The organism is Streptomyces oceani, from assembly GCF_001751245.1.
Classification (GTDB): domain Bacteria; phylum Actinomycetota; class Actinomycetes; order Streptomycetales; family Streptomycetaceae; genus Streptomyces; species Streptomyces oceani.
This window is the reverse complement of sequence record NZ_LJGU01000114.1, coordinates 239,801-265,438: the sequence shown is the minus strand read 5'-3', so window position 1 is coordinate 265,438 and position 25,638 is coordinate 239,801. Positions and strand designations below refer to the sequence as shown.

Annotated in this window: 24 protein-coding genes and 1 pseudogene; 12 read left to right on the top strand and 13 right to left on the bottom strand. The window is 70.4% G+C overall.

Translation table 11 applies throughout. The features are described from left to right. The first annotated feature begins 167 nt into the window (after positions 1-167). A complete protein-coding gene (locus tag AN216_RS08465; protein ID WP_070195976.1) occupies positions 168-1,625 on the top strand; it encodes an MFS transporter in 1,458 nt (485 codons plus the stop codon). Positions 1,626-1,630: 5 nt separating this feature from the next. On the opposite strand, the gene AN216_RS08460 is transcribed toward AN216_RS08465, so the two are convergent. Further along, positions 1,631-2,695, bottom strand: a complete 1,065-nt coding sequence (locus tag AN216_RS08460) for a lipoate-protein ligase LplAB (RefSeq protein WP_070195975.1) — start codon at positions 2,693-2,695, stop codon at positions 1,631-1,633. Between the two features lie 120 nt (positions 2,696-2,815). Between AN216_RS08460 and AN216_RS08455 the strand changes: the two genes are divergently transcribed. The 4 genes from AN216_RS08455 to AN216_RS08440 all read left to right on the top strand — a co-directional run bounded on the left by AN216_RS08455 (position 2,816) and on the right by AN216_RS08440 (position 6,812). Then, positions 2,816-3,634, top strand: a complete 819-nt coding sequence (locus AN216_RS08455) for an inositol monophosphatase family protein (RefSeq protein ID WP_070196120.1) — start codon at positions 2,816-2,818, stop codon at positions 3,632-3,634. Positions 3,635-3,660: 26 nt separating this feature from the next. Further along, entirely contained in the window at positions 3,661-5,088 is a 1,428-nt protein-coding gene (locus AN216_RS08450; RefSeq protein ID WP_070195974.1) for a phytoene desaturase family protein, read from the top strand. Between the two features lie 303 nt (positions 5,089-5,391). Beyond that, the gene (locus AN216_RS08445; protein ID WP_070195973.1) at positions 5,392-6,336 is read left to right on the top strand and encodes an RpnC/YadD family protein; all 945 of its coding nucleotides are present in this window, start codon (positions 5,392-5,394) and stop codon (positions 6,334-6,336) included. A 170-nt stretch (positions 6,337-6,506) separates the two neighbouring features. After that, on the top strand, positions 6,507-6,812 hold the full coding sequence (locus tag AN216_RS08440) for a hypothetical protein (protein ID WP_070195972.1): 306 nt from the start codon (positions 6,507-6,509) through the stop codon (positions 6,810-6,812). Positions 6,813-6,928: 116 nt separating this feature from the next. Here AN216_RS08440 and AN216_RS08435 read toward each other — a convergent pair whose 3' ends face one another. Both AN216_RS08435 and AN216_RS08430 read right to left on the bottom strand, forming a co-directional pair. Then, entirely contained in the window at positions 6,929-8,119 is a 1,191-nt protein-coding gene (locus tag AN216_RS08435; RefSeq protein WP_070195971.1) for a globin domain-containing protein, read from the bottom strand. A gap of 81 nt (positions 8,120-8,200) precedes the next feature. Continuing rightward, the gene (locus AN216_RS08430) at positions 8,201-8,638 is read right to left on the bottom strand and encodes an RrF2 family transcriptional regulator (protein ID WP_070195970.1); all 438 of its coding nucleotides are present in this window, start codon (positions 8,636-8,638) and stop codon (positions 8,201-8,203) included. A 204-nt stretch (positions 8,639-8,842) separates the two neighbouring features. Between AN216_RS08430 and AN216_RS08425 the strand changes: the two genes are divergently transcribed. The 3 genes from AN216_RS08425 to AN216_RS08415 all read left to right on the top strand — a co-directional run bounded on the left by AN216_RS08425 (position 8,843) and on the right by AN216_RS08415 (position 11,326). Then, positions 8,843-9,190: a cupin domain-containing protein gene (locus AN216_RS08425; RefSeq protein WP_070195969.1), complete on the top strand. Its 348-nt coding sequence runs from the start codon at positions 8,843-8,845 to the stop codon at positions 9,188-9,190. 260 nt (positions 9,191-9,450) lie between these two features. Next, positions 9,451-9,831 carry a hypothetical protein gene (locus AN216_RS08420; RefSeq protein ID WP_070195968.1) on the top strand — a complete coding sequence of 127 codons (381 nt, stop codon included), beginning with the start codon at positions 9,451-9,453 and terminating at the stop codon, positions 9,829-9,831. 358 nt (positions 9,832-10,189) lie between these two features. Beyond that, entirely contained in the window at positions 10,190-11,326 is a 1,137-nt protein-coding gene (locus tag AN216_RS08415; protein WP_070195967.1) for a glycerate kinase, read from the top strand. Positions 11,327-11,459: 133 nt separating this feature from the next. Here AN216_RS08415 and AN216_RS08410 read toward each other — a convergent pair. The 10 genes and pseudogenes from AN216_RS08410 to AN216_RS08365 all read right to left on the bottom strand — a co-directional run. Beyond that, positions 11,460-11,780, bottom strand: a pseudogene (locus tag AN216_RS08410) (CDP-diacylglycerol--serine O-phosphatidyltransferase); the annotation flags it as partial. A 71-nt stretch (positions 11,781-11,851) separates the two neighbouring features. Next, positions 11,852-12,700, bottom strand: coding sequence for a CDP-diacylglycerol--serine O-phosphatidyltransferase (pssA, locus tag AN216_RS08405; protein ID WP_070195966.1), 849 nt, complete (start codon positions 12,698-12,700; stop codon positions 11,852-11,854). Beyond that, positions 12,687-13,334: a phosphatidylserine decarboxylase gene (locus tag AN216_RS08400; RefSeq protein ID WP_070195965.1), complete on the bottom strand. Its 648-nt coding sequence runs from the start codon at positions 13,332-13,334 to the stop codon at positions 12,687-12,689. The genes pssA and AN216_RS08400 overlap by 14 nt, the downstream gene beginning before the upstream one ends. Before the next feature lie 186 nt (positions 13,335-13,520). Next, entirely contained in the window at positions 13,521-14,726 is a 1,206-nt protein-coding gene (locus AN216_RS08395; RefSeq protein WP_070195964.1) for an acyl-CoA dehydrogenase family protein, read from the bottom strand. Beyond that, entirely contained in the window at positions 14,726-15,250 is a 525-nt protein-coding gene (locus AN216_RS08390; protein ID WP_070195963.1) for a MaoC family dehydratase, read from the bottom strand. The genes AN216_RS08395 and AN216_RS08390 overlap by 1 nt, the downstream gene beginning before the upstream one ends. 3 nt (positions 15,251-15,253) lie before the next feature. Beyond that, positions 15,254-16,231: an HpcH/HpaI aldolase/citrate lyase family protein gene (locus tag AN216_RS08385; protein ID WP_070195962.1), complete on the bottom strand. Its 978-nt coding sequence runs from the start codon at positions 16,229-16,231 to the stop codon at positions 15,254-15,256. Next, complete coding sequence (locus AN216_RS08380) at positions 16,228-18,252, bottom strand: protein meaA (protein ID WP_070195961.1); 2,025 nt, start codon at positions 18,250-18,252, stop codon at positions 16,228-16,230. The genes AN216_RS08385 and AN216_RS08380 overlap by 4 nt, the downstream gene beginning before the upstream one ends. Further along, positions 18,252-19,649, bottom strand: coding sequence for a crotonyl-CoA carboxylase/reductase (gene ccrA / locus AN216_RS08375; protein ID WP_070195960.1), 1,398 nt, complete (start codon positions 19,647-19,649; stop codon positions 18,252-18,254). The genes AN216_RS08380 and ccrA overlap by 1 nt, the downstream gene beginning before the upstream one ends. Positions 19,650-20,056: 407 nt before the next feature. Further along, on the bottom strand, positions 20,057-20,839 hold the full coding sequence (locus AN216_RS08370; protein ID WP_070195959.1) for a TetR family transcriptional regulator: 783 nt from the start codon (positions 20,837-20,839) through the stop codon (positions 20,057-20,059). Positions 20,840-20,952: 113 nt separating this feature from the next. Next, a complete protein-coding gene (locus tag AN216_RS08365) occupies positions 20,953-22,737 on the bottom strand; it encodes a 3-hydroxyacyl-CoA dehydrogenase family protein (protein WP_070195958.1) in 1,785 nt (594 codons plus the stop codon). A gap of 375 nt (positions 22,738-23,112) precedes the next feature. Between AN216_RS08365 and AN216_RS08360 the strand changes: the two genes are divergently transcribed. The 4 genes from AN216_RS08360 to AN216_RS28070 all read left to right on the top strand — a co-directional run bounded on the left by AN216_RS08360 (position 23,113) and on the right by AN216_RS28070 (position 25,597). Further along, positions 23,113-23,784 carry a HEAT repeat domain-containing protein gene (locus AN216_RS08360; RefSeq protein ID WP_107401922.1) on the top strand — a complete coding sequence of 224 codons (672 nt, stop codon included), beginning with the start codon at positions 23,113-23,115 and terminating at the stop codon, positions 23,782-23,784. Positions 23,785-24,031: 247 nt separating this feature from the next. Beyond that, positions 24,032-24,418, top strand: a complete 387-nt coding sequence (locus AN216_RS08355; protein WP_070195957.1) for a VOC family protein — start codon at positions 24,032-24,034, stop codon at positions 24,416-24,418. Positions 24,419-24,502: 84 nt separating this feature from the next. After that, entirely contained in the window at positions 24,503-25,030 is a 528-nt protein-coding gene (locus AN216_RS08350) for a pyridoxamine 5'-phosphate oxidase family protein (RefSeq protein ID WP_070195956.1), read from the top strand. Positions 25,031-25,174: 144 nt separating this feature from the next. After that, positions 25,175-25,597, top strand: a complete 423-nt coding sequence (locus AN216_RS28070) for a hypothetical protein (RefSeq protein ID WP_139140877.1) — start codon at positions 25,175-25,177, stop codon at positions 25,595-25,597. Positions 25,598-25,638: the final 41 nt, after the last annotated feature.

Genomic DNA, 25,638 nt, shown 5'->3' with positions numbered 1-25,638 from the left:
CCCACGCCCCAGGGCTCCGGCAGGCCGCCCGGTGGCCCGACCCCGTACGGCGTGCCGCCCGCCCGCCACCCGGAAGCCGTACCACCGGCAACCCACACCACCCGCGCCCGCCGCCCTCGGGCGTGCCGACGCAGGGCCCGCACTTCCCACCGGCAGGAGACGAACACATGCTGAACGACACACTGGAGAAACCCGCACCCCGTGCCAAGGAGGACCGCTGGAGCGGACGACTCGTCCGGTGGGCGGCCGTGCTCACACTCGCCAACGTCCTGGCCGACGTGGCCATCGGCTCGCCCATGATGGTCCTGCCCCAGTTACTGGATCACTTCGATACCGACCAGGCCGCGTGGCTGAACGCGAGCGCGATGCTCGCCGGGGCCATCTGGTCGCCGTTGCTCGCTAGGAGCTCCGACCTCTTCGGCAAACGTCGGATGCTCATCGGCACGTTGCTCCTCGCCTGCGCCGGAGCGCTGATCTGCCTCGTCGCCCCCAACGTCTGGATCTTCCTGGTGGGGCGCTTCCTCCAGGGCGCAGCCCTGGCCGCGATCTTCATCACGGTGGCCCTCGCGCGCCAGATCTGCACTCCCGGGGTGGCGATGGCCATGGTCGGGATCGTGACGTCCGGCTCGTCGATCGTCGGGATCGTCGAGCCGTTCCTGATGCGGCCGATCATCGACATGTTCGGCTACCGGAGCGTGTTCGTCGTGGCGGCGCTGCTCGCCGCGGGGGCCGCTCTGTGCGTACGCTCCGTCATCCCGGAGTCGCCGATCCGCGGTACCGGCCGGATCGACCTGGTCGGGGCGCTCCTGCTCGGCGGCGGCCTCGGCGCGGTACTCGCCTATACCAGCCTCGGGAGTGACCTCGGATGGCTGTCCGGCGGCATGATCGCGTTGCTGGCGGCTGGTGTCGCCGCCTTGGCCGGCTGGGCGTTCCTCGCGCCGCGGGTCGACGAACCCATCATCGAGATCCGAGCACTCACCCGACCGATCCTGCTGACGCTGCTGGCCCTGGTCCTGGCGGCGGGATCGTTCCGGAGCATGCTGCAACTGACGGGCATCGTCGCCCAGGTGCCCCCCGACCTCGGACTCGGTTACGGGCTGGGTGACGGCGAAGCGGTCGCCGTGCTGCTCGCCACGCCCAATCTCGGCATCGTCATCGGCGGCACCTGCGCCGGATGGGTCGCGGGCCGGTTCGGTCCGGCGCCGGCCCTGCTCGGCGGCATCGCTCTCGGGGCGGTGGCGACGTTCGCGATGCTGGCGGGGGTGTCGACGCTCCCGCTGGCGATCGCCTGTGGCGCCTTGGTCGGCATGGCCGCCGGCGCGATCGGCGCCTCCGGCTACAACCTGGCGACCAGCCTCGAAGCACCAGAACGGCAGGGTACGACCGCCGGCCTGGTGTCCGTCGTACTCGCCCTCGGCTCGGTCGTCTTCACCTTCGCCGGGGGCGAGGTGCTCAAAGCGAGCCGGATTCCCGGGATGTCCGCCGATGGCGCCCCGGTGAGTACGGCGACCGGCGTGTACCTCTACGTGGCGATGGCGGGAGTGCTCTTCGTCCTCGCCGCGGTGCCCGCGAGCATACTGGCCCGCGGGGGCTCTGCCGCGCCGGCGGCGCCCGGGACGACGTAGGGCAGTCAGGGGACGCGGGCGGTCCATTCGGCGGTGCCGAACTTGGTGGCGGCGAGGTGTTCCGCGCGGGTCATCTCCTCGGTCGTGACGTGGTCCTGGGCGAGGCCGTAACGACTCCGGAACGAGTCGACCATGCGCTCGATGACCGCCTCACGGGCGAGGCCCGTCTGGCGTCGAAGCGGGTCCACCCGCTTCTTCGCGCTCTTCGTGCCCTTGTCCGACAGCTTCTCCTTGCCGACCCGGAGCACGTCCAGCATCTTGTCCGCGTCGATGTCGTAGGCCATGGTCACGTGGTGGAGTACGGCGCCGGGGCCGCCGTCGGGACCGACCACGCGTTTCTGTGCCGCGCCGGCGATCTTGCCGGCCTCCGTCGCGATGTCGTTGAGCGGCTGGTACCACGCCTTGATGCCCATGTCGCCCAGCGCGTCCAGCACCCACGCGTCGAGATAGGCGTACGAGTCGGTGAAGGACAGTCCGGACACGAGGGAGGCCGGGGCGCTGAGGGAGTAGGTGACCGTGTTGCCGCTCTCCACGAACATGGCGCCGCCGCCCGAGATGCGCCGTACGACCTCGATGCCGTGCCGAGCGGCGCCCTCGGGGTCGACCTCGTTCCGCAGGGACTGGAAGCTGCCGATGATGACCGCCGGGGCGCCCCACTCCCAGATTCGCAGCGTCGGCGGGCGGCGGCCGGCGGCGACCTCCTCGGTGAGCACCTGGTCGAGCGCCATGTGCAGCGCTGGCGGCTGGGGGGCCGCGTGGACCAACCGCCAGTCGTAGTCGGCCCAGTCGGTGGCCTCCGCGAGCGCACGCCGGACGGCGATGGCGACCCCTTCGGCGGTGAGGCCGTACATCATCGTGCCCTCGGGGAGCGCGGCCCTGGCCCGTCCGGCGAGGTCCTCGGTGCTCAGCGTCCCGGGCGCGCCCTCCAAGGCCCTGGAGATGGCGAAGAGCGCCTCGTCCGGCTCCAGGAAGAAGTCGCCGGCCACCTGGACGTCGCGCAGCACCCCGGCACGCTCCTCCAAATCCACCACGACCAGCTTGCCGCCCGGAACCTTGTACTCACCGTGCATGACGCTCCCCTTCCCACACCGGATCGCGTACACGATACGGCCGGCCGGCCACCGCCCGTTCACCCCGTGGCCAGTACGTCGCCGCCTCGGCCGCCGACCCGACGTGCTTCCATGGAGCGCATGGTCGATGATGCGCTGGTCGCCGGTGTCGAGGAAGCCGTACGAAAGGCCATGGCCGAGGAGGTCATGCCCCGCTGGCGGCAGCTGGCCGCGCACGAGGTGGTGGAGAAGAACGGTCCGCACGACCTGGTGACCGTCGCCGACCGGCAGGCGGAGGAGTCCCTCACACGTGCGCTGACCGAGCTGCTGCCCGGCTCCGTGGTGGTGGGAGAGGAGGCGGTGGCCGCCGACCCGGCTTCGTACGAGGCACTGCGCGGTACGGACCCGGTCTGGATCGTGGACCCGGTGGACGGCACCCGGCAGTTCGTACGCGGTGAGTCCGGCTTCTGCACGCTGGTGGCGTTGGCGCACCACGGGGAGCTGCTGGCGTCCTGGACGTACGCCCCGGTGCCGGACCTGATGGCCGTCGCCCGACTGAACGGAGGCGCGACGCTGAACGGCGAGGCGCTGTTCACGGGTGCTCCGGAACCCGGTGCGGTTCTCGAAGTGGCCACCTCCCACCCCGACTTCACCACCGATGACGAGAAGCGCGCGCTGAGTGTGTTGTGGACCGAGGGCGTCGCGCCACGGCCCTGCGGGTCGGCGGGGCTGGAGTATCTGAAGGTCGCCAGGGGCGAGGTCGACGCGCTGGCGTTCTCCTGGGAGAACGCCTGGGACCACGCGGCGGGACTTTTGTTGGTGGCGGAGGCGGGCGGCACCAGCGGCACGCTGTTGGACAAGCCGTTCCAACTGGCCGGCGGGAACGCGCTGCCGTTCACCGCCGCGCGGGACGCCGCGACGGCCCGGCGTATCCTGGGGCTGCTTCAGCAGGGCGGCTGAGCGAGGCGGCGAGGGGAGAGCCGAAGGTGCGGTCGATCCGGGACGCGGTAGTGGTGGGCGCGGGGCCGAACGGGCTGTCCGCGGCGGTCGAACTGGCCCGGCGTGGCTTCTCGGTGGAGGTCTTCGAGGCGCTGGACACGGCGGGCGGCGGGGCTCGTACGGAGGAGCTGACGCTGCCCGGCTTCCGGCACGACACCTGCTCGGCCGGGCACCCGCTGGGCATCGCCTCACCCGCCTTCCGCGGCATGCCGCTGGAGCGGCACGGGCTGGAGTGGCTGCAGTCCGAGCTGCCGATGGCGCACCCCTTCCCGGATGGCGACGCCGCCGTGCTGGCCCGCTCAGTGGCGCGTACGGCCGCCTCGCTGGGTTCACGGGACGCCGGGGCGTACCGTCGGCTGGTGACGCCGCACCTCGCCAACTGGGAGCGGCTGTGCGAGGACTTCCTGGGGCTCGGCTCGGCGTTCAACGGTGGCTTTCCCCGTGATCCCCTCGCGCTGGCGCGGTTCGGGCTGGCCGGCCTGCAGCCGGCGTCCTGGGTCAGCCGCCGGTTCCACGGCGAGCGGGCCCGCGGGTTGTTCGCCGGGCTGGCCGCCCATGTCATCGCGCCCACCAGTACGTTCGCGACCGCCGGTATCGCGCTGGTCTTCGCTCTCGCGGGCCACGCGCACGGTTGGCCGGTAGCGCGCGGCGGATCGCAGTCGGTGTCCGACGCGCTCGCCGGGTACCTGCGTGAACTGGGCGGCACCCTCCACACCGGGGTGACGGTCAAGCGGCTGGACGAACTGCCGCCCGCCCGCGCGTACGTCTTCGACACCGCGCCGACCGCGCTGGCCCGGATCGCCGGATTGGGCAATGCCTACGACGGCTACCGGTACGGCCCCAGCGTGTTCAAGATCGACTACGCCCTGGACGGCCCGGTGCCGTGGCTCGACGAGGCCGCGCGACGCGCGACGACCGTGCACGTGGGGCCCACCGCGGGCGTGATCGACGACGCCATGCGTCGCGCCGTGCAGGGTCGGGACCCGGACCGGCCGTTCCTGATCACCACGCAGCCCAGCGTGGTGGACCCGAGCCGGGCGCCGGAGGGCAAGCAGACCTTCTGGGCGTACGGGCACGTGCCGAACGGCTGGGCGGGCGACGCGACCGAACTGGTGGAGCGGCAGCTCGACCGGTTCGCCCCGGGTTTCCGGGACCGGGTGCTGGCCCGAGCGACCACGGGTCCGCAGGAGTTGGCCCGCCGGAACGCCAACTACGTCGGGGGTGACATCGCCTGTGGCGCCGCGAGCGGGCTGCAGTTGCTGCTGCGTCCCAAGCTGTCCCGGGTCCCGTACGCCACCGCGCACCCCGCGGTCTTCCTGTGCTCCTCGGCGACGCCGCCGGGGCCGGGCGTACACGGCATGTCCGGGCACCACGCGGCCCGGGCGGTGTGGCGTCGGCTGAGTCTGGGCCGCTGAGGCGAAGAGCGGCGGCTGAGCGTTTGGNGCCAGCTCGGCCTTGCTGACCAGGTCCTGGTACCAGCGCGGGAAGTCGTCCGCCCGGGGCGTGAGAACGGGTGCCTTTGACATGGCGCGCAGCGTAGGGCCCGGACGGGGCGTACGCGAACGATTACTCAGGAGCGCACGGGACGGGAGGTCACTGGAACAGGAGGGCCGGCGAGCGGCCGGGCTGGCGGGGGCTTCCTGGCCGGTGCTCACTCGGTCGGGTGATCGTGCGGCGGATTCCTGTCCTGCGCAGGTGGTTGTTCGTACTGTCGGACCATGGTCACAGCCCGTCATGAGGCAGCGCATCGGATCTTCCAGGATCGTCCTGAGCTGCTGTCGCCCGTGTTCCGCATCCTGGGTGTTCCGCTGCCGCCAAAGGTCGAGGTCGAGGTGCTCTCGGCGGACGCCACGGAGATCCGGCCGTTGGAGCGGCGGGTGGACAGCGTGTTGCGGATCGCCTCCTCGGACGGGGAGCGATTCCTGTTGGCCATCGAGGCGCAGGGGCGGCATGACCCGGACAAGGCGGTCAGCTGGTCGTACTACCTGTCGTTTCTGAAGGCGAAGTACGAGTGTCCGGCGCTGTTGTTGGTGGTCTGCCAGGATCGGGCGACGGCCGGCTGGGCGGCGGGTCCCTTCCGGCTCGGTCCGGCTGGTTGGACGGTTCTGTCGCTGCATCCGCTGGTGCTGGGTCCGGAGAACGTGCCGGTGATCACCGACCCCGAGGTCGCGGCGCGGGACCTGACGCTGGCGACGTTCTCGGCCCTGACACATGGCCGGGATCGGAACGCTCCGGCCATACTGGAGGCGTTGGCGTGCGCGTTGGGGACCGCCGACTCGGGTTCGGTCGCGTACTACTCGGAACTGTTGGAGATCGGCCTGGGCGACACCCCGGCGAGAGACACCTGGAGGAAGCTGATGAGTGTCGGTACGTACTTCCCGGGGCGTGGGACGCTCATCGAGGAGAAGTATCTGGAGGGCAAGTCCGAGGGCGTGGCCGAAGGCAAGGCGGAAGGCAAGGCGGAAGGCAAGGCGGAAGGTCAGGCTGAGGAGCGGGCGCGCCAGGTGCTTCGGGTGTTGGAGCACCGGGGGATCACGGTGTCGGCCGAGGTGCGGGAGCGGATCACGGGTTGTGGTGATCCGGAGGTGTTGGGGGTCTGGGTGGATCGGGCGTTCTCGGTGTCGGTGGCTGAGGACCTGTTCGCCGGGTTGGCGCAGGACTGACCCTCCGCGTGACCGTACTCGCCGCACTGACGGTGCCGTACTCGGCGAGTTCGGTCACGCTTCTCTGATGCCGTCATGCGCAGGCGTCCCGGCGCCGTCCCGCTCTGGGGTATGGCCGTGGCGGAACCCTTCTCGGCGACACCCCGGCGAGAGACACCTGGAGGAAGCTGATGAGTGTCGGTACGTACTTCCCGGGGCGTGGGACGCTCATCGAGGAGAAGTATCTGGAGGGCAAGTCCGAGGGCGTGGCCGAAGGCAAGGCGGAAGGCAAGGCGGAAGGCAAGGCGGAAGGTCAGGCTGAGGAGCGGGCGCGCCAGGTGCTTCGGGTGTTGGAGCACCGGGGGATCACGGTGTCGGCCGAGGTGCGGGAGCGGATCACGGGTTGTGGTGATCCGGAGGTGTTGGGGGTCTGGGTGGATCGGGCGTTCTCGGTGTCGGTGGCTGAGGACCTGTTCGCCGGGTTGGCGCAGGACTGACCAGCCTTGAGGGGGCACCCCCATCCACCACCGAGCGCGGGCGGGGTGACCGGCGCTTCCCCCGTGCCGCGGGCCGTAGGGCTCCGGCTCGGGCGTCCGGCACGGGTTGCCGGCCCTCAGTCCTGGTCGAGCACCAGGTCCGGGCCGAAGACCTCGTAGTGGCTGTCCGCCGGTGCGAGGCCCTGTGCCAGCAGCTGCGCGTGGCAGGAGCGCAGGAAGGGCAGCGGACCGCAGAGGTAGGCCACGGCGTGTGCGGGCAGTTCGAGCGTGCTGAGGTCCATCCGCCCGGTGCGGTCGCTCGGCCACGGCCCCTCCGGCGTCTCGTACCAGACGTGTTGGGTGGCGTGTGACAGCTTGCCGACCAGCTGTTCCAGGTCGGCGCGGAACGCGTGCGTACGCTCCGAGCGGTCGGCGTGTAGGGCGATGACCCGGCGTGCCGAGTCGGTCGCGGCGAGGCCGTTCAGCATGCTGATCATCGGGGTGCAACCGATGCCCGCGGAGGCCAGCAGCACGGGACGCTCGCTGTCGTCCAGCTGTACGTCGCCACGCGGGAGGCTGATCCGGAGCGTGTCGCCGGGGCGCACCCGCTCGTGCAGCCCGTGCGAGACCTCGCCGTCCGGGTCGCCGGTCACTCGACGCACGGCGAAGCGCAGCGCCTGGGTGGACGCGTTGTCGGTCAGGCTGTACTGCCGTATCTGGCGTGCCCCGTCGGGCATCTCGAGCCGCACCGAGACGTACTGTCCGGGCTTGGAGGCGGGCACGGGTGACCCATCGGTGGGGCGTACGACGAACGCCTCGGTGTCCGCCGTCTCCGGGTGCCGGTCGATCACCTCGTACGTGCGCCACACGTCGCCGTCCGGCGTCCCCGACTCGGCGTACAGCCGGGACTCCAGGGCGATCAGCGCGCCTGCCATCAGCCAGTACACCTCGTCCCAGGCGCGGGCGACCTTCTCGGTCACGGCCGTGCCGAGCACCTCCCGGATGGCCGCGAACAGATGCCGGTGCACGATGACGTACTGGTCGGAGGTGATGCCCAGCGAGGCGTGCTTGTGCGCGACCCGGCTGAGCAGCGCGTCCGGCCGGACCCCGGGACGCTCCACGAGCGCGGAGGCGAACGTGGCGATGGCGCCGGCGAGCGCCCGCTGCTGCGCGCCGTTGGCCTGGTTGCCCCGGTTGAACAGGTCGCGGCGCAGCTCCGGATGCTCGGCGAACATCCGCTCGTAGAGCAGCGTGGTGATCTCGTCGACGGCGGCGCTCACCGTGGGCAGTGTCGCGCGGATGGTGGCGGCCGACTCCTCGGACAGCATGACCGGGGCTCCAAACTGGTATATGAGATTCGACTTTTCGTGATGGGTGGACGAGGGGCGTGGACGTCAACTCTCGTACGCTCAGGCGCGCATGGGCAGCCCGAGCAGGACCGGTCCGGTCGGTGCCGCCACCAGGTCCTCCAGGGCGTACGGATCGAGCGCGGCGTAGAACGCTTCCTGGGCGCCGCGCAGGGCTCCCCGCAGCCGGCAGTTGGAGCGCAGCGGACACGGCGCGGCGCCCTCGCACTCCACCACGTCGCCCACGCCCTCCAGTTCGCGCACGAGCCGGCCGAGCGACATGCCGCGGCCGGCCGTGGTGAGGTACAGGCCCCCTCCCCGGCCCCGCCGGGCCTCGATGACGCCGAGGTGCTTGAGGCGCGTGACGACCTTGGCGGCGTGGCTGTGCGGCGCGTCTACGGAGTTGGCCACCTCCCGGGTGGTCGGGGCGTCGTCCTCGTCGAGCACCGCGAGTCGCATGGCGATCCGCAGAGCCAGATCCGTGCCCTTCGTCAGCCGCATGAGCCTCACCGTAGCTAATACGAATCTCAGATTCCACATAAGCTAACGTGGTCTTGAACACGTCCCGCGTGTCCCGTGCTTGGCCGATGTCCCGCCGAGGTGAACCGCCGTACTGGGCCGGTACGACCGTGGTACACGGCGCGTGCGACCGTCGGGCCCGCCGGCCGGCGGACAAGTCGAGTAGGGGAGAGGCGTGTCGACGCGATGCGGGTGACCGATCTGAACACACAGGCCGACGAGCGTATGGCGCGTGCTTCGGCGAGCTCGGCGGGACGCGCCGCCGTCACGGTGCACGGCGGCGGGGGGAGCGTCCTGCGGCAGGCCCTGATCGCGCTGAAGGGCGGGCGGGGGCTGGCCGAGCACGAGAATCCGGGGGAGGCCACCGTGCTGGTGCTGCGTGGACACGTACGTCTGTCGAGCGGCGACGACGCGGCGGAAGGCGGAGACGGGGCCCTGTTGACCGTGCCGCAGGCCCGACACAGCCTGGAGGCGCTGGAGGACTCCGCGATCCTGCTCTCCGTCGCCAACCAGCCGGACCCGGGGAACCCCTGAGCGGTCACGGCCGTCTCGCCCGCCCCCGAGCGGCAGCCGGGCCCACCTGTCAGCACACGTGCCAACCTACGAAACACGCGGGAAGGGAGGACCATGACGTCCTCGTCCGGAGTCCACATCCAGGGCGCCGAGACGGGCCCGGCCGTCCACGAGGCCGGGTCCGAGCTGTCGCGGGCGCGCATGGGCGGGGCGGAGCGGTGAGGCCCGGAGCCCAGGAGCCGGAGGAGCCTGGCCGCGCCGACGTATCGACGGACACGCCCATGCCCCGCGTCCTGTGCGACACCGGAGCCCGTACGGCCGGCGAACCGGCGTCCGCCGGCGTCCTGTGGAAGCTGGCGGAGCCCGGACGGCAACTGGATTCCAACCTGGTCCACCTGCCTGCCGGCCAGGTCGTCGACACGCACGCCGAGCCGGACCTGGACGTGCTGCTCCTCGTCGTGGCGGGCCGTGGCACGCTCCGTACGCCCGAGTCGGAACTGGTCCTGACCGAGGGCCTGTTGACCTGGCTGCCACGGGGCTCCAGCCGCGGTCTGACCGCCGGTGACGCGGGGCTCTCGTACCTCACCGTGCACCAGCGGCGCCCCGGCATGCGGATCCGTCGGCGGCACACGGAGGGCGGCGACGAGACGCCAGCTCCGTAGCGGGCGTGGTGGCGCTCGTACGCCCTCGCTACCGTGGGGTCCGACCTCCACGAGTGGCTCGCCGCGCGGCACAAGGCCGCCCGCGGGTCCCTCAACTCCCAGATCGTCTACTTGCCTGGAGGTCAGGCGCCAGGCCTCGCGGCGGACACCGAATCACCCTGACGGCGATTCGACTCCCTCTGCCCTGCTCCGCGGGAGTCCGATTCCTCGCCGGCCTGAAAACCAGGGCATCCTCGGAGGAAACCGGTGGCACCCGAGCACTGTCAAAGCAGGTTGACGGGGGCGCTGGTGGCGGCAGGCCCTTGACAGTTAGGGTCAGCCAGGCGCGACTGCCTGTTCGACAGCAAGGGACGACTCAATGGCTCACACGGGCCGCGTGCTGATCGCCGCGGACAAGTTCAAGGGATCACTGACGGCCGTGGAGGTGGCTGAGCACGTAACCGTCGGTCTGGGTCGAGCTCGTCCGGACTTGGAGATTCGCGCCCTGCCTGTCGCTGACGGCGGGGACGGTACGGTCGAGGCGGCGGTCGCGGACGGGTTCGAGCGGCACGAGGTGGAGGTGACGGGGCCACTCGGGGCCCCGGTCACCGCGGCGTTCGCGCTACGGGACGGCACCGCCGTGATCGAGATGGCTCAGGCGTCCGGACTGCAATTGATGCCCCCGAAGGTCTTCGCTCCGCTGACCGCCACCACCTACGGCTGTGGCGAGGTGCTGCGGGCGGCACTCGACGCCGGAGCCCGCACCATCCTCCTGGGCGTCGGGGGTTCGGCCACGACCGACGGCGGTACGGGCATGCTGCAGGCCCTCGGCGCGCAGTTCCTGGACGAGGACGGTGACCCCGTACCACACGGCGGTGGCCCGCTGCGGGAGCTGGTCAGCGCGGACCTCTCCGGGCTGGACGAGCGGCTGGCCCAGGTTGACGTCATCCTGGCGAGCGATGTCGACAACCCACTGACCGGTCCGAAGGGGGCCGCGGCCGTGTACGGGCCGCAGAAGGGCGCCGGCGAGGAGGACATCGCGGTCCTGGACGCCGGGCTCACCCAACTCGTGCAGGTGCTGGCCGAGTCGGTGGGCACCTCCGCGACGGAGGCGGCGGAGGCGCCCGGCGCCGGAGCCGCCGGCGGCGTGGGTTACGGCGCCTTGGTGGGCCTGGGCGCCACGTTCCGCCCGGGTATCGAGGTGCTGTTGGAGGTAGTGGGTTTCGCCGAGGCGCTGAAGTCGGCGGATCTGGTCATCACAGGAGAGGGCTCGCTGGACGCGCAAACCCTGCACGGCAAGGCGCCAGCCGGGGTCGCCGACGCGGCGCGCAAGGCCGGCAAGCGGGTGGTCGCGGTGTGCGGCCGGCTGGGTGTCGACGAGTCGGCGCTGCGCGGTGCCGGGATCGCCAGAGCGTACTCCCTGGGTTCGATCGAGTCCGACACCAGGAAGAGCATGGCGAACGCCGGCCCCCTCCTGGAGCAGGTCGCCGAGACCCTGGCCGAAGAGCAGTTGTAGTCGGCCGGCGGGGCCAGTTCTCCAGCGCCCTCGAAGGGAATCCAGAGTACGGAACTCAGAAGCGGGTCGGTCCGGGAGCTTCACCCGGACCGACCCGCTTCTGAGATTACGTCTCCGCTCAGCTCAGCTCCGCTCAGCTCTGCGCCGCCCGGGCCTCGCGCCGGTTGTCCCGGAAGGTGTTGACCCGGCGAGCGGTCGCGAACAGCGGGATCACCGCGCCCAGCACCACCTGCAGGGCGCAGCCGGTCTGCAGCACCAGTTCGCCCCCCGGCGCGTCGAAGGCCCAGGCGGCCAGCAGGCCCATGCTGAGCACGATCCAGCTGAGCATCGCGATCGCGAGCCGACCCTGCGGTTTCGGATACTCGACCCGGCTCACCATCAGCCAGGCCACCCCGAAGATCGCCAGCAGCGTCGGGAGGAACGGCAGTCCCAGCAGCACGATGGAGACCNCGGTACAGTCGGTCCGGGAGCTTCACCCGGACCGACCCGCTTCTGAGATTACGTCTCCGCTCAGCTCAGCTCCGCTCAGCTCTGCGCCGCCCGGGCCTCGCGCCGGTTGTCCCGGAAGGTGTTGACCCGGCGAGCGGTCGCGAACAGCGGGATCACCGCGCCCAGCACCACCTGCAGGGCGCAGCCGGTCTGCAGCACCAGTTCGCCCCCCGGCGCGTCGAAGGCCCAGGCGGCCAGCAGGCCCATGCTGAGCACGATCCAGCTGAGCATCGCGATCGCGAGCCGACCCTGCGGTTTCGGATACTCGACCCGGCTCACCATCAGCCAGGCCACCCCGAAGATCGCCAGCAGCGTCGGGAGGAACGGCAGTCCCAGCAGCACGATGGAGACCACGGTCAACGCCCCGAACGGACTCGGCATGCCCTGGAAGATGCCGTCCCGCAGGGTGACACAGGAGAACCGCGCGAGTCTGAGGACCACCGCGAGGAGCACCACCACCGCCGCCACCACCGAGACCCGCTCGTGGGCGTCGCTGGCGACCATGCCCCAGACGGCGACGAAGTACGCGGGCGCCAGCCCGAAGCTGATCAGATCGGAGAGGTTGTCCAGCTCCGCACCCATGGCCGAGCTGCGCAGCTTGCGTGCGACGAGTCCGTCGAAGAGGTCGAAGACCGAGGCCAGCAGCATGAGGATGACGGCCGAGGCCGCGCTGTGCCGCGCCATACCGCCGTCCTCGTTGCCCGTGAGGTGCGGGATGAGGACCCCGGTGGTGGTGAAGTAGACCGCGAGGAAGCCGCAGGTGGCGTTCCCCAGGGTCAGGGTGTCCGCTATCGAGAGCCGCGTGGACAGCGGCATCTCGTCTTCCTCGTCGTCGTCCGCCTTAGTCACCCAGGACGCCGAGGTGTCGGGATCAATCACGGTCAAGGCGTGTCACCCCCGCGGTAGTTGTCTCACCGACCTCAACGGCCGGCTCCACCCCCTGCGGGAGGTAGAGGTCCACTCGGGAGCCGAACCGGATGAGGCCGAGACGCTCGCCCTGTTCGAGCTTCGCCTCCCGGTCGACGTACGGAATGATCCGCCGGGCGACCGTACCGGCGATCTGCACCATCTCGAGGTCGCCCAGCTCGGTGTCGAAGTGCCAGATGACCCGCTCGTTGTGCTCGCTCTCCTTGTTGAACGCCGGGACGAAGCCACCGGGCACGTGCTCGACTGAGGTGACCGTGCCGGCCAGGGGGGCCCGGTTCACGTGGACGTTCAGCGGGCTCATGAAGATCGCGACCCGGGTGCGCCCGTCCGCCCACGGCATGATGCTCTGCACGACACCGTCGGCCGGCGAGAGCACCCTGCCGGTCGGGATCTCCCGCTCCGGGTCCCGGAAGAACCACAGCATCCCCGCCGCGAGCGCGGTGGAGGGTACGGCCACCGCCGCCGCCCACTTCGACCGGCGGGACCGGGCGAGGCTGACGGCGGCGGTCGCGAGGGTTGGTACGAGCCACGGCGACGCTCCACGCGCGAGACGCACTCGACCGCTCGATACAGAGGATGGGCTGTGGGGCATGGAAGACCTTCGTAGCGGATGGCGCCGCGGGCGAGTGTGCCGCGACGAGCGGGCCACCGGGGGAGAGTGGCTTTCCGGGATGCTATCGGTTACGGGTGGCAACTGGGCAAGCCAGAAGGCCAGTCCGTCTCCGTGGGGACTCCCCGGAAGGAGCTCTCATCCTGACAAGCCCCCCAAATCGGGCAGTCAGCCCCCGAAGTGGTACTCCTCCAGCAATCTGCGTCCGATGATCATCTTCTGGATTTCGGCGGTTCCCTCCCCGATGAGGAGCATCGGTGCCTCCCGGTAGAGCCGCTCGATCTCGTACTCCTTGGAGAAACCGTAACCCCCGTGGATGCGAAAGGCGTCCTCCACGACCTCCTTGCAGTACTCGGACGCGAGATACTTGGCCATCCCCGCCTCCAGGTCGTTGCGCCGCCCCGAGTCCTTCGTACGAGCCGCGCCCACCATCAGGGCGTGCGCCGCCTCCACCTTGGTCGCCATGTCAGCCAGCTTGAATTGGATGGCCTGGTGCCCGGAGATGGCTTGGCCGAAGGTGTGCCGCTGCTGCGCGTACTCGATGCCCAGCTCGAAGGCGCGCTGGGCGACGCCGCAGCCACGGGCGGCGACATTGACCCGGCCCACCTCGACGCCGTCCATCATCTGGTAGAAGCCCCGGCCCGTGGTGCCGCCGAGCACTCGGTCCTGCGGAATACGCAGACCATCCATGATCAACTCGGTGGTGTCCACGCCCTTGTAGCCCATTTTCTCGATCTTGCCGGGGATCGTCAGCCCCGGCGCGACCTGGCCGAACCCCGGCTGTTTCTCCACCAGGAAGGTCGTCATGGACTTGTGCGGCGCGGTGCCCTCCGGGTGTCCCTCGTCGGTCCGGCACAGCACGGCCACCAGGGACGAGGAGCCGCCGTTGGTCAGCCACATCTTCTGCCCGGTCAGGACGTACTCCTCGCCCTCGCGGACGCCCTTGCTGGTGATCGCCGAGACGTCGGAGCCCAGCGCGGGCTCGGACATCGAGAAGGCGCCGCGGATCTCGCCCGCCGCCATCCGGGGCAGGTAGTGGTCCCGCTGCTCCCGCGTTCCGTGCCGCTGGAGCATGTACGCGACGATGAAATGCGTGTTGATGATGCCGGACACGCTCATCCAACCACGGGCGATCTCCTCCACGCAGAGTGCGTAGGTGAGCAGGGACTCGCCCAGGCCGCCGTGCTCCTCGGGAATCATCAGCCCGAACAGGCCGAGTTCCTTGAGTCCTTCGACGATCTCGGTCGGGTACTCGTCCCGGTGCTCCAGCTCGGTGGCGACCGGGATGATCTCCTTGTCGACAAAGCTGCGTACGGTGGACAGGATCTCCCGCTGCGTCTCGGTGAGTCCGTCCGTCTGCGCCAGCCGTCCCATCAGCGTGCTCCCTCCGACCGCCGCTCCACGGGCTCGGGTCGGCCCGGTTGTTCGCCGCCGCGTGCGGTGACGTAGGCGGCGGCGGGCACCATCACCTTGCGTCGGAAGACGCAGACGAGCGTGCCGTCCTGGTTGTGGCCACGGGTCTCGACGTGCACGACGCCGCGGTCGCTCTTCGAGCGCGACGGTGTCTTGTCCAGCACTGTGGTCTCGCCGTACACGGTGTCGCCGTGGAAGGTCGGTGCCACGTGCTTGAGCGACTCGACCTCCAGGTTGGCGATGGCCTTTCCGGACACGTCCGGCACGGACATGCCCAGCAGCAGCGAGTAGACGTAGTTGCCGACGACGACGTTCCGTCCGAAGTCGGTGGTCTCCTCGGCGTAGTGGGAGTCCAGGTGCAGCGGGTGGTGGTTCATGGTGAGAAGACAGAACAGGTGGTCGTCGTACTCCGTGACGGTCTTGCCGGGCCAGTGCTTGTACACGTCCCCGACGGTGAACTCCTCGTAGGTGCGGCCGAACTGCATGGGTCACGCCTCCGGAGGGGTGAAGGTGGACGTACGGGTCATGCCGGCGGCCCGGCCCTTGCCGGCGATCACCAGCGCCATCTTCCGGCTCGCCTCGTCGATCATCTCGTCGCCGATCATCGCCGAGCCCTTCCTGCCGCCCTCCTCGGACGTGAAGTGCTCGTACGCGTCCAGGATCAACTCGGCGTGGTCGTAGTCCTCCTGGGAGGGTGAGAAGATCTCGTTCGACGCCTCGACCTGCCCCGGGTGCAGCACCCACTTGCCGTCGAAGCCCAGGGCGGCGGCCCGCTGGGCCACCTCGCGGTAGCCGTCCAGGTTACGGATCTGCAGGTACGGCCCGTCGATGGCCTGGAGGTCGTTGGCGCGTGCGGCCATCAGGATGCGCATCAGGATGTAGTGGTACGCGTCTGCCGGGTAACCTGGCGGCTGTTCGCCGACCACCAGCGACTTCATGTTGATGGACGCCATGAAGTCGGCCGGCCCGAAGATGATGGTCTCCAACCGGGGCGAGGCCGCCGCGATGTCGTCCACGTTGACCAGGCCCCTGGCGTTCTCGATCTGCGCCTCGATGCCGATCCGGCCGACCTCCAGCCCGACCGTCCGCTCGATCTGGCCCAGCAGCATGTCCAGCGCCCGCACCTGCGCGGCGTCCTGCACCTTGGGCAGCATCAGGCAGTCCAGATTGGCGCCCGCGCCCTCGACGACGGTGATCACGTCGCGGTACGTCCAGTGTGTCGTCCAGTCGTTGACCCGTACCACCCGGGTCTTGCCCCGCCAGTCGCCCTCGTTCAGCGCCTTGACGATGCTGTGCCGGGCGTCCTCCTTGGCGAGCGGGGCGCAGGCGTCCTCCAGGTCCAGGAAGACCTGGTCCGCCGGCAGCCCCTGGGCCTTCTCCAGGAACCGCGGATTGCTGCCCGGCACCGCCATACAGGAGCGGCGCGGACGGAGCCGGCCAGCCGGCTCAGCGGATGCGGCGGTCATGCGGGGACCTCCAGGGGGTCGAGTTCGTTCGCGGTGCGGATCTCGTCGACGATACGGCCGATGATCTCCGTGATCCCGAAGTCCTTCGGGGTGAAGACGGCCGCCACGCCGGCTTTCCGAAGAGCCTCGGCGTCGGTGGTGGGGATGATGCCGCCGACGATGACCGGGATGTCCGAGGCGCCGGCCCGCCGTAGTCGCTCCAGTACGTCGGGGACCAGTTCGGCGTGCGAGCCGGAGAGGATGGACAGTCCGACGCAGTGCACGTCCTCGGCCACGGCGGCTGTGACGATCTGCTCGGGAGTCAGCCGGATGCCCTGGTAGACCACCTCGAAGCCGGCGTCCCGGGCGCGTACGGCGATCTGCTCGGCGCCGTTGCTGTGCCCGTCCAGGCCCGGTTTCCCCACCAGCAGCCGCAGCCGGCCGCCGCCCAGGTCGGCCGTCGTACGCTCCACCCGGCGGCGTACCAGCCGCAGCGTCGAGCCCTCCTCGGCGGACACGGCGACCGGGGCGCCGCTCACTCCGGTTGGTGCCCGGAACTCGCCGAACACCTCACGCAGCGCGCCGGCCCACTCGCCCGTGGTGACCCCGGCGCGGGCACACTCGAGGGTTGCCTCCATCAGGTTGGCGTCCCCGGCCGCGGCCTCCTTGAGCAGCCGCAGCGCCTCGGCCGAGGGCGGATAGACGTACGGCTGGTCGCGGGTCGTCCGCCAGTCGCGTACGGCGGACACCACACCCGCCTCTCCCTCCGCGTCCACCGTCATGATCGCGGTGTCCAGGTCGGCGGTGAGGGGACTGGGCTCGGTGGCCTCGTAGCAGTTGACCCCGACGATGCTCGCCTCGCCGGACTCGACCCGCGCGCGGTGCTCGGCGTGCGAGGAGACCAGCTGGGACTTGAGGTAGCCGGACTCCACGGCGGCCATCACCCCACCCAGCTCCTGGACGTGGTCGATCTCCGCGAGCGCGTCCCGGGTCAGCGCGTCGACCTTCTCCTCGACGACGTACGAGCCGGCGAACAGGTCCTCGTACTCCAGCAGGTCGCTCTCGTGCGCCAGCACCTGCTGGATGCGCAGTGACCACTGCTGGTCCCAGGGCCGGGGCAGGCCCAGCGCCTCGTTCCAGGCGGGCAGTTGTACGGCCCGGGCGCGGGCGTCCTTCGACAGCGTGACCGCGAGCATCTCCAGCACGATGCGCTGCACGTTGTTCTCCGGCTGCGCCTCGGTCAGGCCCAGCGAGTTGACCTGCACGCCGTACCGGAAGCGACGCTGCTTGGGGTTCTCGACGCCGTACCGCTCCCTGGCGATCTGGTCCCAGATACGGCCGAAAGCCCGCATCTTGCACATCTCCTCGACGAAGCGCACGCCGGCGTTGACGAAGAAGGACATCCGGCCGACCACGTCACCCTTGCGCTCCTGAGGCACCTGGCCGGAGTCGAACACCGAGTCAAGCACGGCGATCGCGGTGCTCATGGCGTACGCGATCTCCTGCACCGGGGTGGCTCCGGCCTCCTGGAGGTGGTAGCTGCAGATGTTGATCGGGTTCCACTTGGGGATGTGGTTGACCGTGTAGGCGATCATGTCGGTGGTCAGCCGCAGGCTGGGCCCGGGCGGGAAGACATGGGTGCCGCGGGAGAGGTACTCCTTGACGATGTCGTTCTGCGTGGTCCCCTGGAGCTCGGAGATGTCCGCGCCCTGTTCCTCGGCGACCACCTGGTAGAGCGCCAGCAGCCACATGGCGGTGGCGTTGATGGTCATCGAGGTGTTCATCCGTTCCAGCGGGATGTCCTGGAACAGCCGCCGCATGTCGCCCAGATGGGAGACCGGCACCCCCACCCTCCCGACCTCGCCGCGGGCCAGGACGTGGTCCGGGTCGTAGCCGGTCTGGGTCGGCAGGTCGAAGGCGACGGACAGCCCCGTCTGCCCCTTGGCCAGGTTGCGCCGGTACAGCGCGTTGGACGCCTCCGCCGTGGAGTGCCCGGCGTACGTCCGCATCAACCACGGGCGGTCCTTGTGCCGCTCGGTCATCAGGCGGCCCTGCGCTCTGCGGTGGCCGGGGCGCGGGTCTCGGACCGCGCCTGTGGACCGGCGTCCGCGCGGAACAGGTTGATGGCGTCCAGGTGCTGGGCGCGCAACTCGTGGTCCCGCACCCCCAGCCCCTCCTCGGGGGCGAGCGCCAGCACCCCGACCTTGCCCTGGTGGCGGTTGTGGTGCACGTCGTGGGCCGCCTGCCCGGTCTGCTCGAGCGGGTAGGTTTTGGACACCGTGGGGTGGATCTTGCCCTTGGCGATCAGCCGGTTGGCCTCCCACGCCTCGCGGTAGTTGGCGAAGTGCGAGCCGACGATGCGCTTCAGCGACATCCAGAGGTAGCGGTTGTCGTACTGGTGCTGGTACCCGGAGGTGGAGGCGCAGGTGACGATGGTGCCGCCCTTGCGGGTGACGTAGACGGAGGCGCCGAAGGTCTCCCGGCCGGGGTGTTCGAAGACGATGTCGACATCCTCGCCGCCGGTGAGTTCCCGGATGCGCTTGCCGAACCGCTTCCACTCGCGCGGGTTCTGGGTCTGCTCGTCCGACCAGAACTCGTATCCCTCGGCGTTCCGGTCGATGATCGCCTCGGCGCCCATCCGCCGGCAGATCTCGGCCTTCTGGTCACTGGAGACCACGCAGATCGGGGTGGCGCCGCCGGCCAGCGCGAACTGCGTGGCGTATGAGCCGAGTCCGCCGCTCGCACCCCAGATCAGCACGTTGTCGCCCTGCTTCATGCCGGCGCCGTTGCGGGAGACCAACTGCCGGTAGGCGGTGGAGTTGACCAGTCCGGGGGAGGCGGCTTCCTCCCAGCTGAGGTGGTCCGGCTTGGGCATCAGCTGGTTGGACTTGACCAGCGCGATGTCGGCAAGGCCGCCGAAGTTCGTCTCGAAGCCCCAGATGCGCTGCTCCGGGTCGAGCATCGTGTCGTTGTGCCCGTCGGAACTCTCCAACTCCACCGACAGGCAGTGCGCGACCACTTCGTCGCCGGGACGCCAGCTGTTCACCCCCGCCCCGGTCCGCAGCACCACGCCCGCCAGGTCGGAGCCGATGACGTGGTACGGCAGGTCGTGCCGGCGGGTCAGCGGGGAGAGCTTCCCGTAGCGCTCCAGGAAGCCGAAGGTGGGCATCGGCTCGAAGATCGAGGTCCACACGGAGTTGTAGTTGACCGAGGAGGCCATAACGGCCACCAGGGCCTCGCCGGGCCCGAGTTCGGGAACCGGCACCTCGTCCAGATGGAGGGACTCGCGCGGGTCCTTCTCCTTGCTGCTCAGGCCGTCGAACATCTCGGCCTCGTCCTTCCGCACGGTGACCGCACGGTAGGACTCGGGGAGGTCCAGCTTGGCGAAGTCTGCTGCTGAGGTGTCGGACGCGAGGATCGCGTCGAGTATGTCGTTCACGGTGTGCCTCCGGCGAAGCGCATTGACTGGAGAACGCTTGAGGGACGTCGGTGTGAGGCAGTGCCGTCGGTTCGGCTTCGTCCTGTCCGACTCCGGTGGCGCCTGGTGGGCGCGCACGGGCCGGTGACGCGGGTGTCCGGACGCGCACGGGTGCTGCCGTGTGGGACAGCGCCCGGACACCGACCACCGTATGACACCCAGTGCCAGGACACAAGACACTCGGTGCCAGAAACTGCTCTCGGATGTCATGGAGGGCGCACGGATGAGCGCGCGACGGTCGCCGTGGGCGCCGTCCGGGCTCGGGTGAACCGGGACGGTTCCCTGGTCGCGGCCGCCGCGCGCTCAGTGCCGTGTGCCGCGAGATGCGCGTGCCGCGGAGGTGCGCGTGCGGGTGGGCGGGAAGCCGGTCAGTCCTTGCGCAGGACCTCTTCGATGGAGGTCATGATCTGCTCCAGCGGAGCGTCCGTACGAGCCACGGTGACCAGTACCTCGCCCTCCCGGGTGGTACGGGCCCCGCCCGGGCGCGCTCCCGAGCCCGCCCGGCTGGCGCCGAAGCCGGTGCCGAAGGTGCGCCGGACGATCGCGAAGGCGTGGTCGAGCTGTCCCTCCACGTCGCCGGTGGCGCCACTGCGCAGCCAGCGCCGCAGCACGTGGTTGTGCGCGGTGACCACCGCCGAGGCGGCCACCTCGGCCAGCAGCGGTTCGTCGAAGTCGCTCACCCCGTCGCCGTACGCCGCCTCGTCGAAGTGCGCCAACAGGTAGCGGGTGAAGAGCCGTTCGTACCGCGCCACCGAGGCGATCTCCCGCTCGCGCAGCGCCGGCACCTCACGGGTGAGCTTGTAGCGCTCGACGCTGCCCTTGGGGGAGTAGGCGTACATCTTCATGACTTCCTTGATGCCACGGCACACCGTGTCCAGCGGGTGCTCGTGCGCGGGCGCCGCCTCCAGCACCGCCTGGGCCCGCACCAGGGTGTCGTCGTGGTCCGGGAAGATCGCCTCTTCCTTCGAGCGGAAGTGCCGGAAGAACGTACGCCGGGCCACGCCCGCCTGCGCGGCGATCTCGTCGACGGTCGTCTCCTCGTATCCCTTCGTCGCGAACAGCTCCATGGCCGCGGCTGCGAGCTGCCGGCGCAACCTGAGGCGCTGCGGGGTGGCGGCGGGGGTGTGGGAAGACTTCGCGGGCTCCGGCATGTGGGGCACGTTACACCGTGTGACCTGCGTCGGGGGCGGGTTGGCCGCCGGGGGCTCGAGCAACCCGCCCCAGTCGCCGTTCGACCACGTGCCGGGCCCACGCCCGGGGCCGGTCACCGTCGCGCGTACTCGCGGAATCCCCGGCCCGTCTTGCGACCCAGGCAGCCGGCGGCGACGAGATGTTCCAGCAGTGGCGCGGGCGCCAGCCCCGGATCGCGGAACTCGCTGTGCAGCACCCGCTCGATGGCCAGCGAGACGTCCAGGCCGACCACGTCCAACAGCTCGAACGGGCCCATCGGGTAGCCGCCGCCGAGGCGCATCGCGGCGTCGATGTCGTCCAGCGAGGCGTAGTGCTCCTGCGCCATCTTGATCGCGTTGTTGAGGTACGGGAAGAGCAGCGCGTTCACGATGAAGCCGGCCCGGTCCCCGCAGTCCACCGGGTGCTTGCCCAACCGCCGGGTGACCTGCCGTACGGTGGCGTGCGCCGCGTCGCCGGTGAGCACCGTACGGACCACCTCGACCAGCTTCATCGCCGGCGCCGGGTTGAAGAAGTGCATTCCGACCACGTCCCGGGGGCGGGCGGTGGCGCGGGCGCAGGCGACCACCGGCAGCGAGGAGGTGGTCGTCGCAAGCACGGCGTCCGGCTTGCAGATCTCGTCCAGCTCCGCGAACAACCGCTGCTTGGCCGGCAGTTCCTCGGTGATCGCCTCCACCACCAGATCGGCGCGGGAGAGCGCGTCGAGCGTGTCGGCGGTCCGTACGCGCTCCAGAGCCGCGTCCCGGTCAGCCTCGTCCAGCCGCCCCTTGGCCACCGCCCGGTCCAGCGAGGCGGCGACCCGGGTTCGCGCGGTCTCGGCCTTGGCGGCGCTGCGGGCGGTCAGCACCACCGGGAAGCCGGCGGTGGCGAAGACCTCCGCGATGCCCGAGGCCATCGTGCCGGAACCGGCGACTCCGACCTCCCGAACCGTACGCGCTGCCGTGTCCGTGCCGGCCGGGTCCGGGGTGTCCGCGTCCCGGACGATCTCCCCGCTGCCAGGCGCGGCGTAGGTGTAGAAGCCGCGGCCGGCCTTGCGGCCGTTCAGCCCGGCGTCGCTGAGCTGGCGCAGCACCGGAGCCGGAGCGTGCAGCCGGTCGTGCGAGGCCGCGTGCATCGCGTCCAGCACGGTGCGCGCGGTGTCGATACCGATCAGGTCCAGCAGCGCCAGCGGCCCCATGGGCAGGCCGCAGCCCAGCCGCATCGCGGCGTCGATGTCCTCGCGGGTGGCGTACCGAGACTCGTACATCGCGGCGGCCTGGTTGAGGTAGCCGAACAGCAGCCCGTCCGCGAGGAATCCGGGACGGTCGCCGACCGGGATCGGGTCTTTGCCGAGGTCCCGGGCGAGTTGGGTGACCGATGCCACCGCCTGCGGGGCGGTGAGCACCGAGGACGCCACCTCGACGAGCCGCATCGCGGGCGCGGGATGGAAGAAGTGCAGGCCCACCACCCGTTCGGGCCGGTCCGAGTCGGCGGCGAGCCGGGTCACGGAGAGCGCGTTCGTGCCGGTGGCGAGAATCGTGTCCGCCTTCACGACGGTGTCCAGCGTGGCGAACACCTGGCACTTGATGTCGTAGTCCTCCGGCACGACCTCGATCACCAACTCCGCCTCGGCCGCGGCGTGCAGATCGGTGAAGGTACGGAACCGGGCCAGCGCGTCCTGCCGTTCGACCTCGGTGAGGCGCTCTCGGCGCACGGCGCGCTCGGTGGAGGAGCGCAGGGCGGACACGGCCTGCCGGGCGGCGGCGGGGTCCGTGTCGATGCCGATGACCTCGCGGCCACCGCGGACGAGTAGTTCGGAGATGCCGGTGCCCATGGTGCCCAGGCCGACGACGGCGACGGTACTGAGAGGGGGACGGTCCATCACGGGACTCCAGAGGTTGTGACACATGCCCCGAGCGGGGCGTGACTGATGCGGGTGTGTGCCGTACGTACTGTCGTGCGCCGGGGCGCTCGACAGTCGAAGCCGAAGCTCCGCGGAACCGACGCCGGCCCTGTCCCGGGGCCGCGTCGGGTACGGGGATCACCGAACCGACTCGCACTCACGGCGGCTGCGTCACGAGGCCGCCTGAGCGGGGGTGCCGCTCTGATGAGCAGGCTAACTGGCGGGTAACAAGAACGCCAGGGGGTAGCGACTGTGACCTGAGACGCACAGCGGCGTTTTCCAGCCAGGGCGTCCGAACGCGAACTCTGGACGTTCCACGGATCTGCGGTATCTATACGGATAGAAGGGGGCCAAATGCCAACCAATCGCCGGTACCGACCGTCCGAACACCAGAGAAGCGCCCAACTCGCGGCGTTGCTGAGCCGTGTACGCAGCGAGGCCGAGGCAGCCGACGCCGAGGCAGTGCGGGTCGCGGCGACCGATCCCGGCGCGACGGCACGCTGTGCCGAACTGAGCACGCTCGCCCAGGACGGCAGCCAGGAGTCCCGGGACACCCTGGCCGAGGTGCTGATCGAACCCGGACAGCCACTGTGGGCACGGGAGATCGCCGCCTTCACACTCGGCTGTGCCGGGGACCGGCGGGCCTTCGAAACCCTCATCTTCCTGCTCAACTACCGTGACCCGGTGCGTGGCGGCACCGCCGCGCACGCCCTCGTACGGCTCGGCGACCCGCGGACGGCACGGGCCGCCGCCGCGCTCGCCACCAACGAGCTGCGCACCGCCTACGCGCTGCACCCGGTAAGGCTGCTGGTCGCCCTGCGGGCCCCCGAGTCCGTGCCGACCCTGACCGCGCTGCTGGCCAGGCTGCTCCAACGCCCCGGCGGGCACACCGCGTTGGCACTGGCCTGCGTCGAGGGGCTCGGTCGGATCGGGGACCCGCGGGCTCGCGTCGTGCTGCGGGAGGCAGCCGCCCACCACCGGCTGCGTCCGGCGGCACAGGCGGCGTTGGCGAAAACCGGTGGCTGAGTTGCTCCGGAGAGGGCGGGAGCAGCGTGTGTAGCCGTCCTGCGCACCGTCCCGGGCGGAGGGCGGACCTAGGGCCGTCGGCCGAGCCGGTGCCACGGCTGGGGTGGCACAGCCACGTACTCGCAGCTCGGTGACTCGGTCGACATCCGCCTCGGTCCTGTCACGTGTGTGCGTGTGCCTCGTGCCCCCAGTAGTCGGGCATGGTTCCCGTGTGGAGAGCCGATGTCATCAGACTTACCGTTTCATCATGGCTGTCGAACTGAACCACACCATCGTCTCCAGCAGTGACAAACAGGCCTCCGCCGCCTTCCTCGCCGAACTGCTCGGCCTGCGGGTCGGCGAGCGGTACGGGCCGTTCCTGCCGCTGCTCGTCAGCAATGGCGTGACCCTCGACTACGCGGACCAGAAGGACGGCGCCATCACCCCGCAGCACTACGCCTTCCTGGTCTCCGAGACCGACTTCGACGCGATATTCGGACGCATCAAGCAGGCCGGGCTGACGTACTACGCGGACCCGGGACACGGCCGACCAGGTGAGATCAACAACCGGGACGGCGGCCGGGGCACCTACTTCGACGACCCGGACGGGCACTCCATGGAGATCCTCACCCGCCCCTACGGCAGCGGCGGCTGAGCGGCGGGAAGACGCGCGCAATCCCGCACACGCGGACGTGGATACCAGACAGCAGGCGTCCGGTATCCACGTCAGCATGAGCGCATGACGATCAGCTGGAAAGACGTCGAGGCCGCACAACCGGCGCACGCCGCCATCGTGCGTGAGCGCTTCGACGCACACAAGCACCATGTGCTGGGGACCCTCCGTGCAGACGGTTCCCCGCGCCTGACCGTGCTGGAGGCGGACTTCAGTCGCGGCGAACTGTGGCTGGGTATGATGCCCAACTCGCGCAAGGCACTGGATCTGCGCCGGGACCCGCGCTTCACCCTGCACGCCAACCCCGGTGACGGCTCGGAGATGGAAGGGGGCGGCGGTGACGTCCGGATCTCCGGCCGGGCGATCGAGGTCACCGACGAGGCCGAGTTGGCGCGTTTCGCGGCGGCGGCACCGGAGGGCGCGGTGCCGGACGTGTTCCACCTCTTCCGGGCGGACGTGACCGAGGTGGTACGGGTGTACCTCTCGATCCCGGACATCTGCACGGACGTGTGGCGCCCCGGCGGCCGGCTGCGTACGCTCCGTCGCGGCAACGGCGACGAGCCGCCGAGGGAGGATCCGCCGAGGGAGGGCTGAGGACGAACCACCCCGCGCAGGGGTGGTGTTGACGGGACGGGACACGGGGTAATGGGCAGGGTGGTGAGTGGCCGGGAGACCGACGAGAGCGGGCGCGTCCGCGGGGCGCGTGGCGGCCACCGGCGGTGGTGGACCGTTCCTCTGGTGATCCTGGCCGGTGTGGCGGGTCTGGCCGTGGTGGGGCTGGTCCTGTTCGTCGGGCTGCTCGGCTACCACTCCGAGGCGAGTGACGACGTGCGCGACTCGCGTTCGGACGTTTCCTGTTCCAAGGCTTTGTCCTTCGCACACGGCACGCTTCCTGAGGACGCGAGTGAAGCGGACTGCACACGCGCCGACGGGATCGACGTCTTCGTCAGCGGGCGGTTCCGTATGCCTCGCGCGGACGTACGGGGGTGGTTGGACACCCACTATCCCCAGGCCGAGCGGCGAACCTCCTGCGAGGAGGACCTCTGCCTGGAGCGCTCGTACGCCTCCTCGGAGACCGAGGGAGCGTACGAGGTGCGGCTGACTGTCGGCTACGTGGGCGCGGACTCCGCACACGTGACGCTGGAGGCGTTCACCACCTGAGCAGCCGGGCGCCGTACCCGTACGACCACGCGGGGCGACTC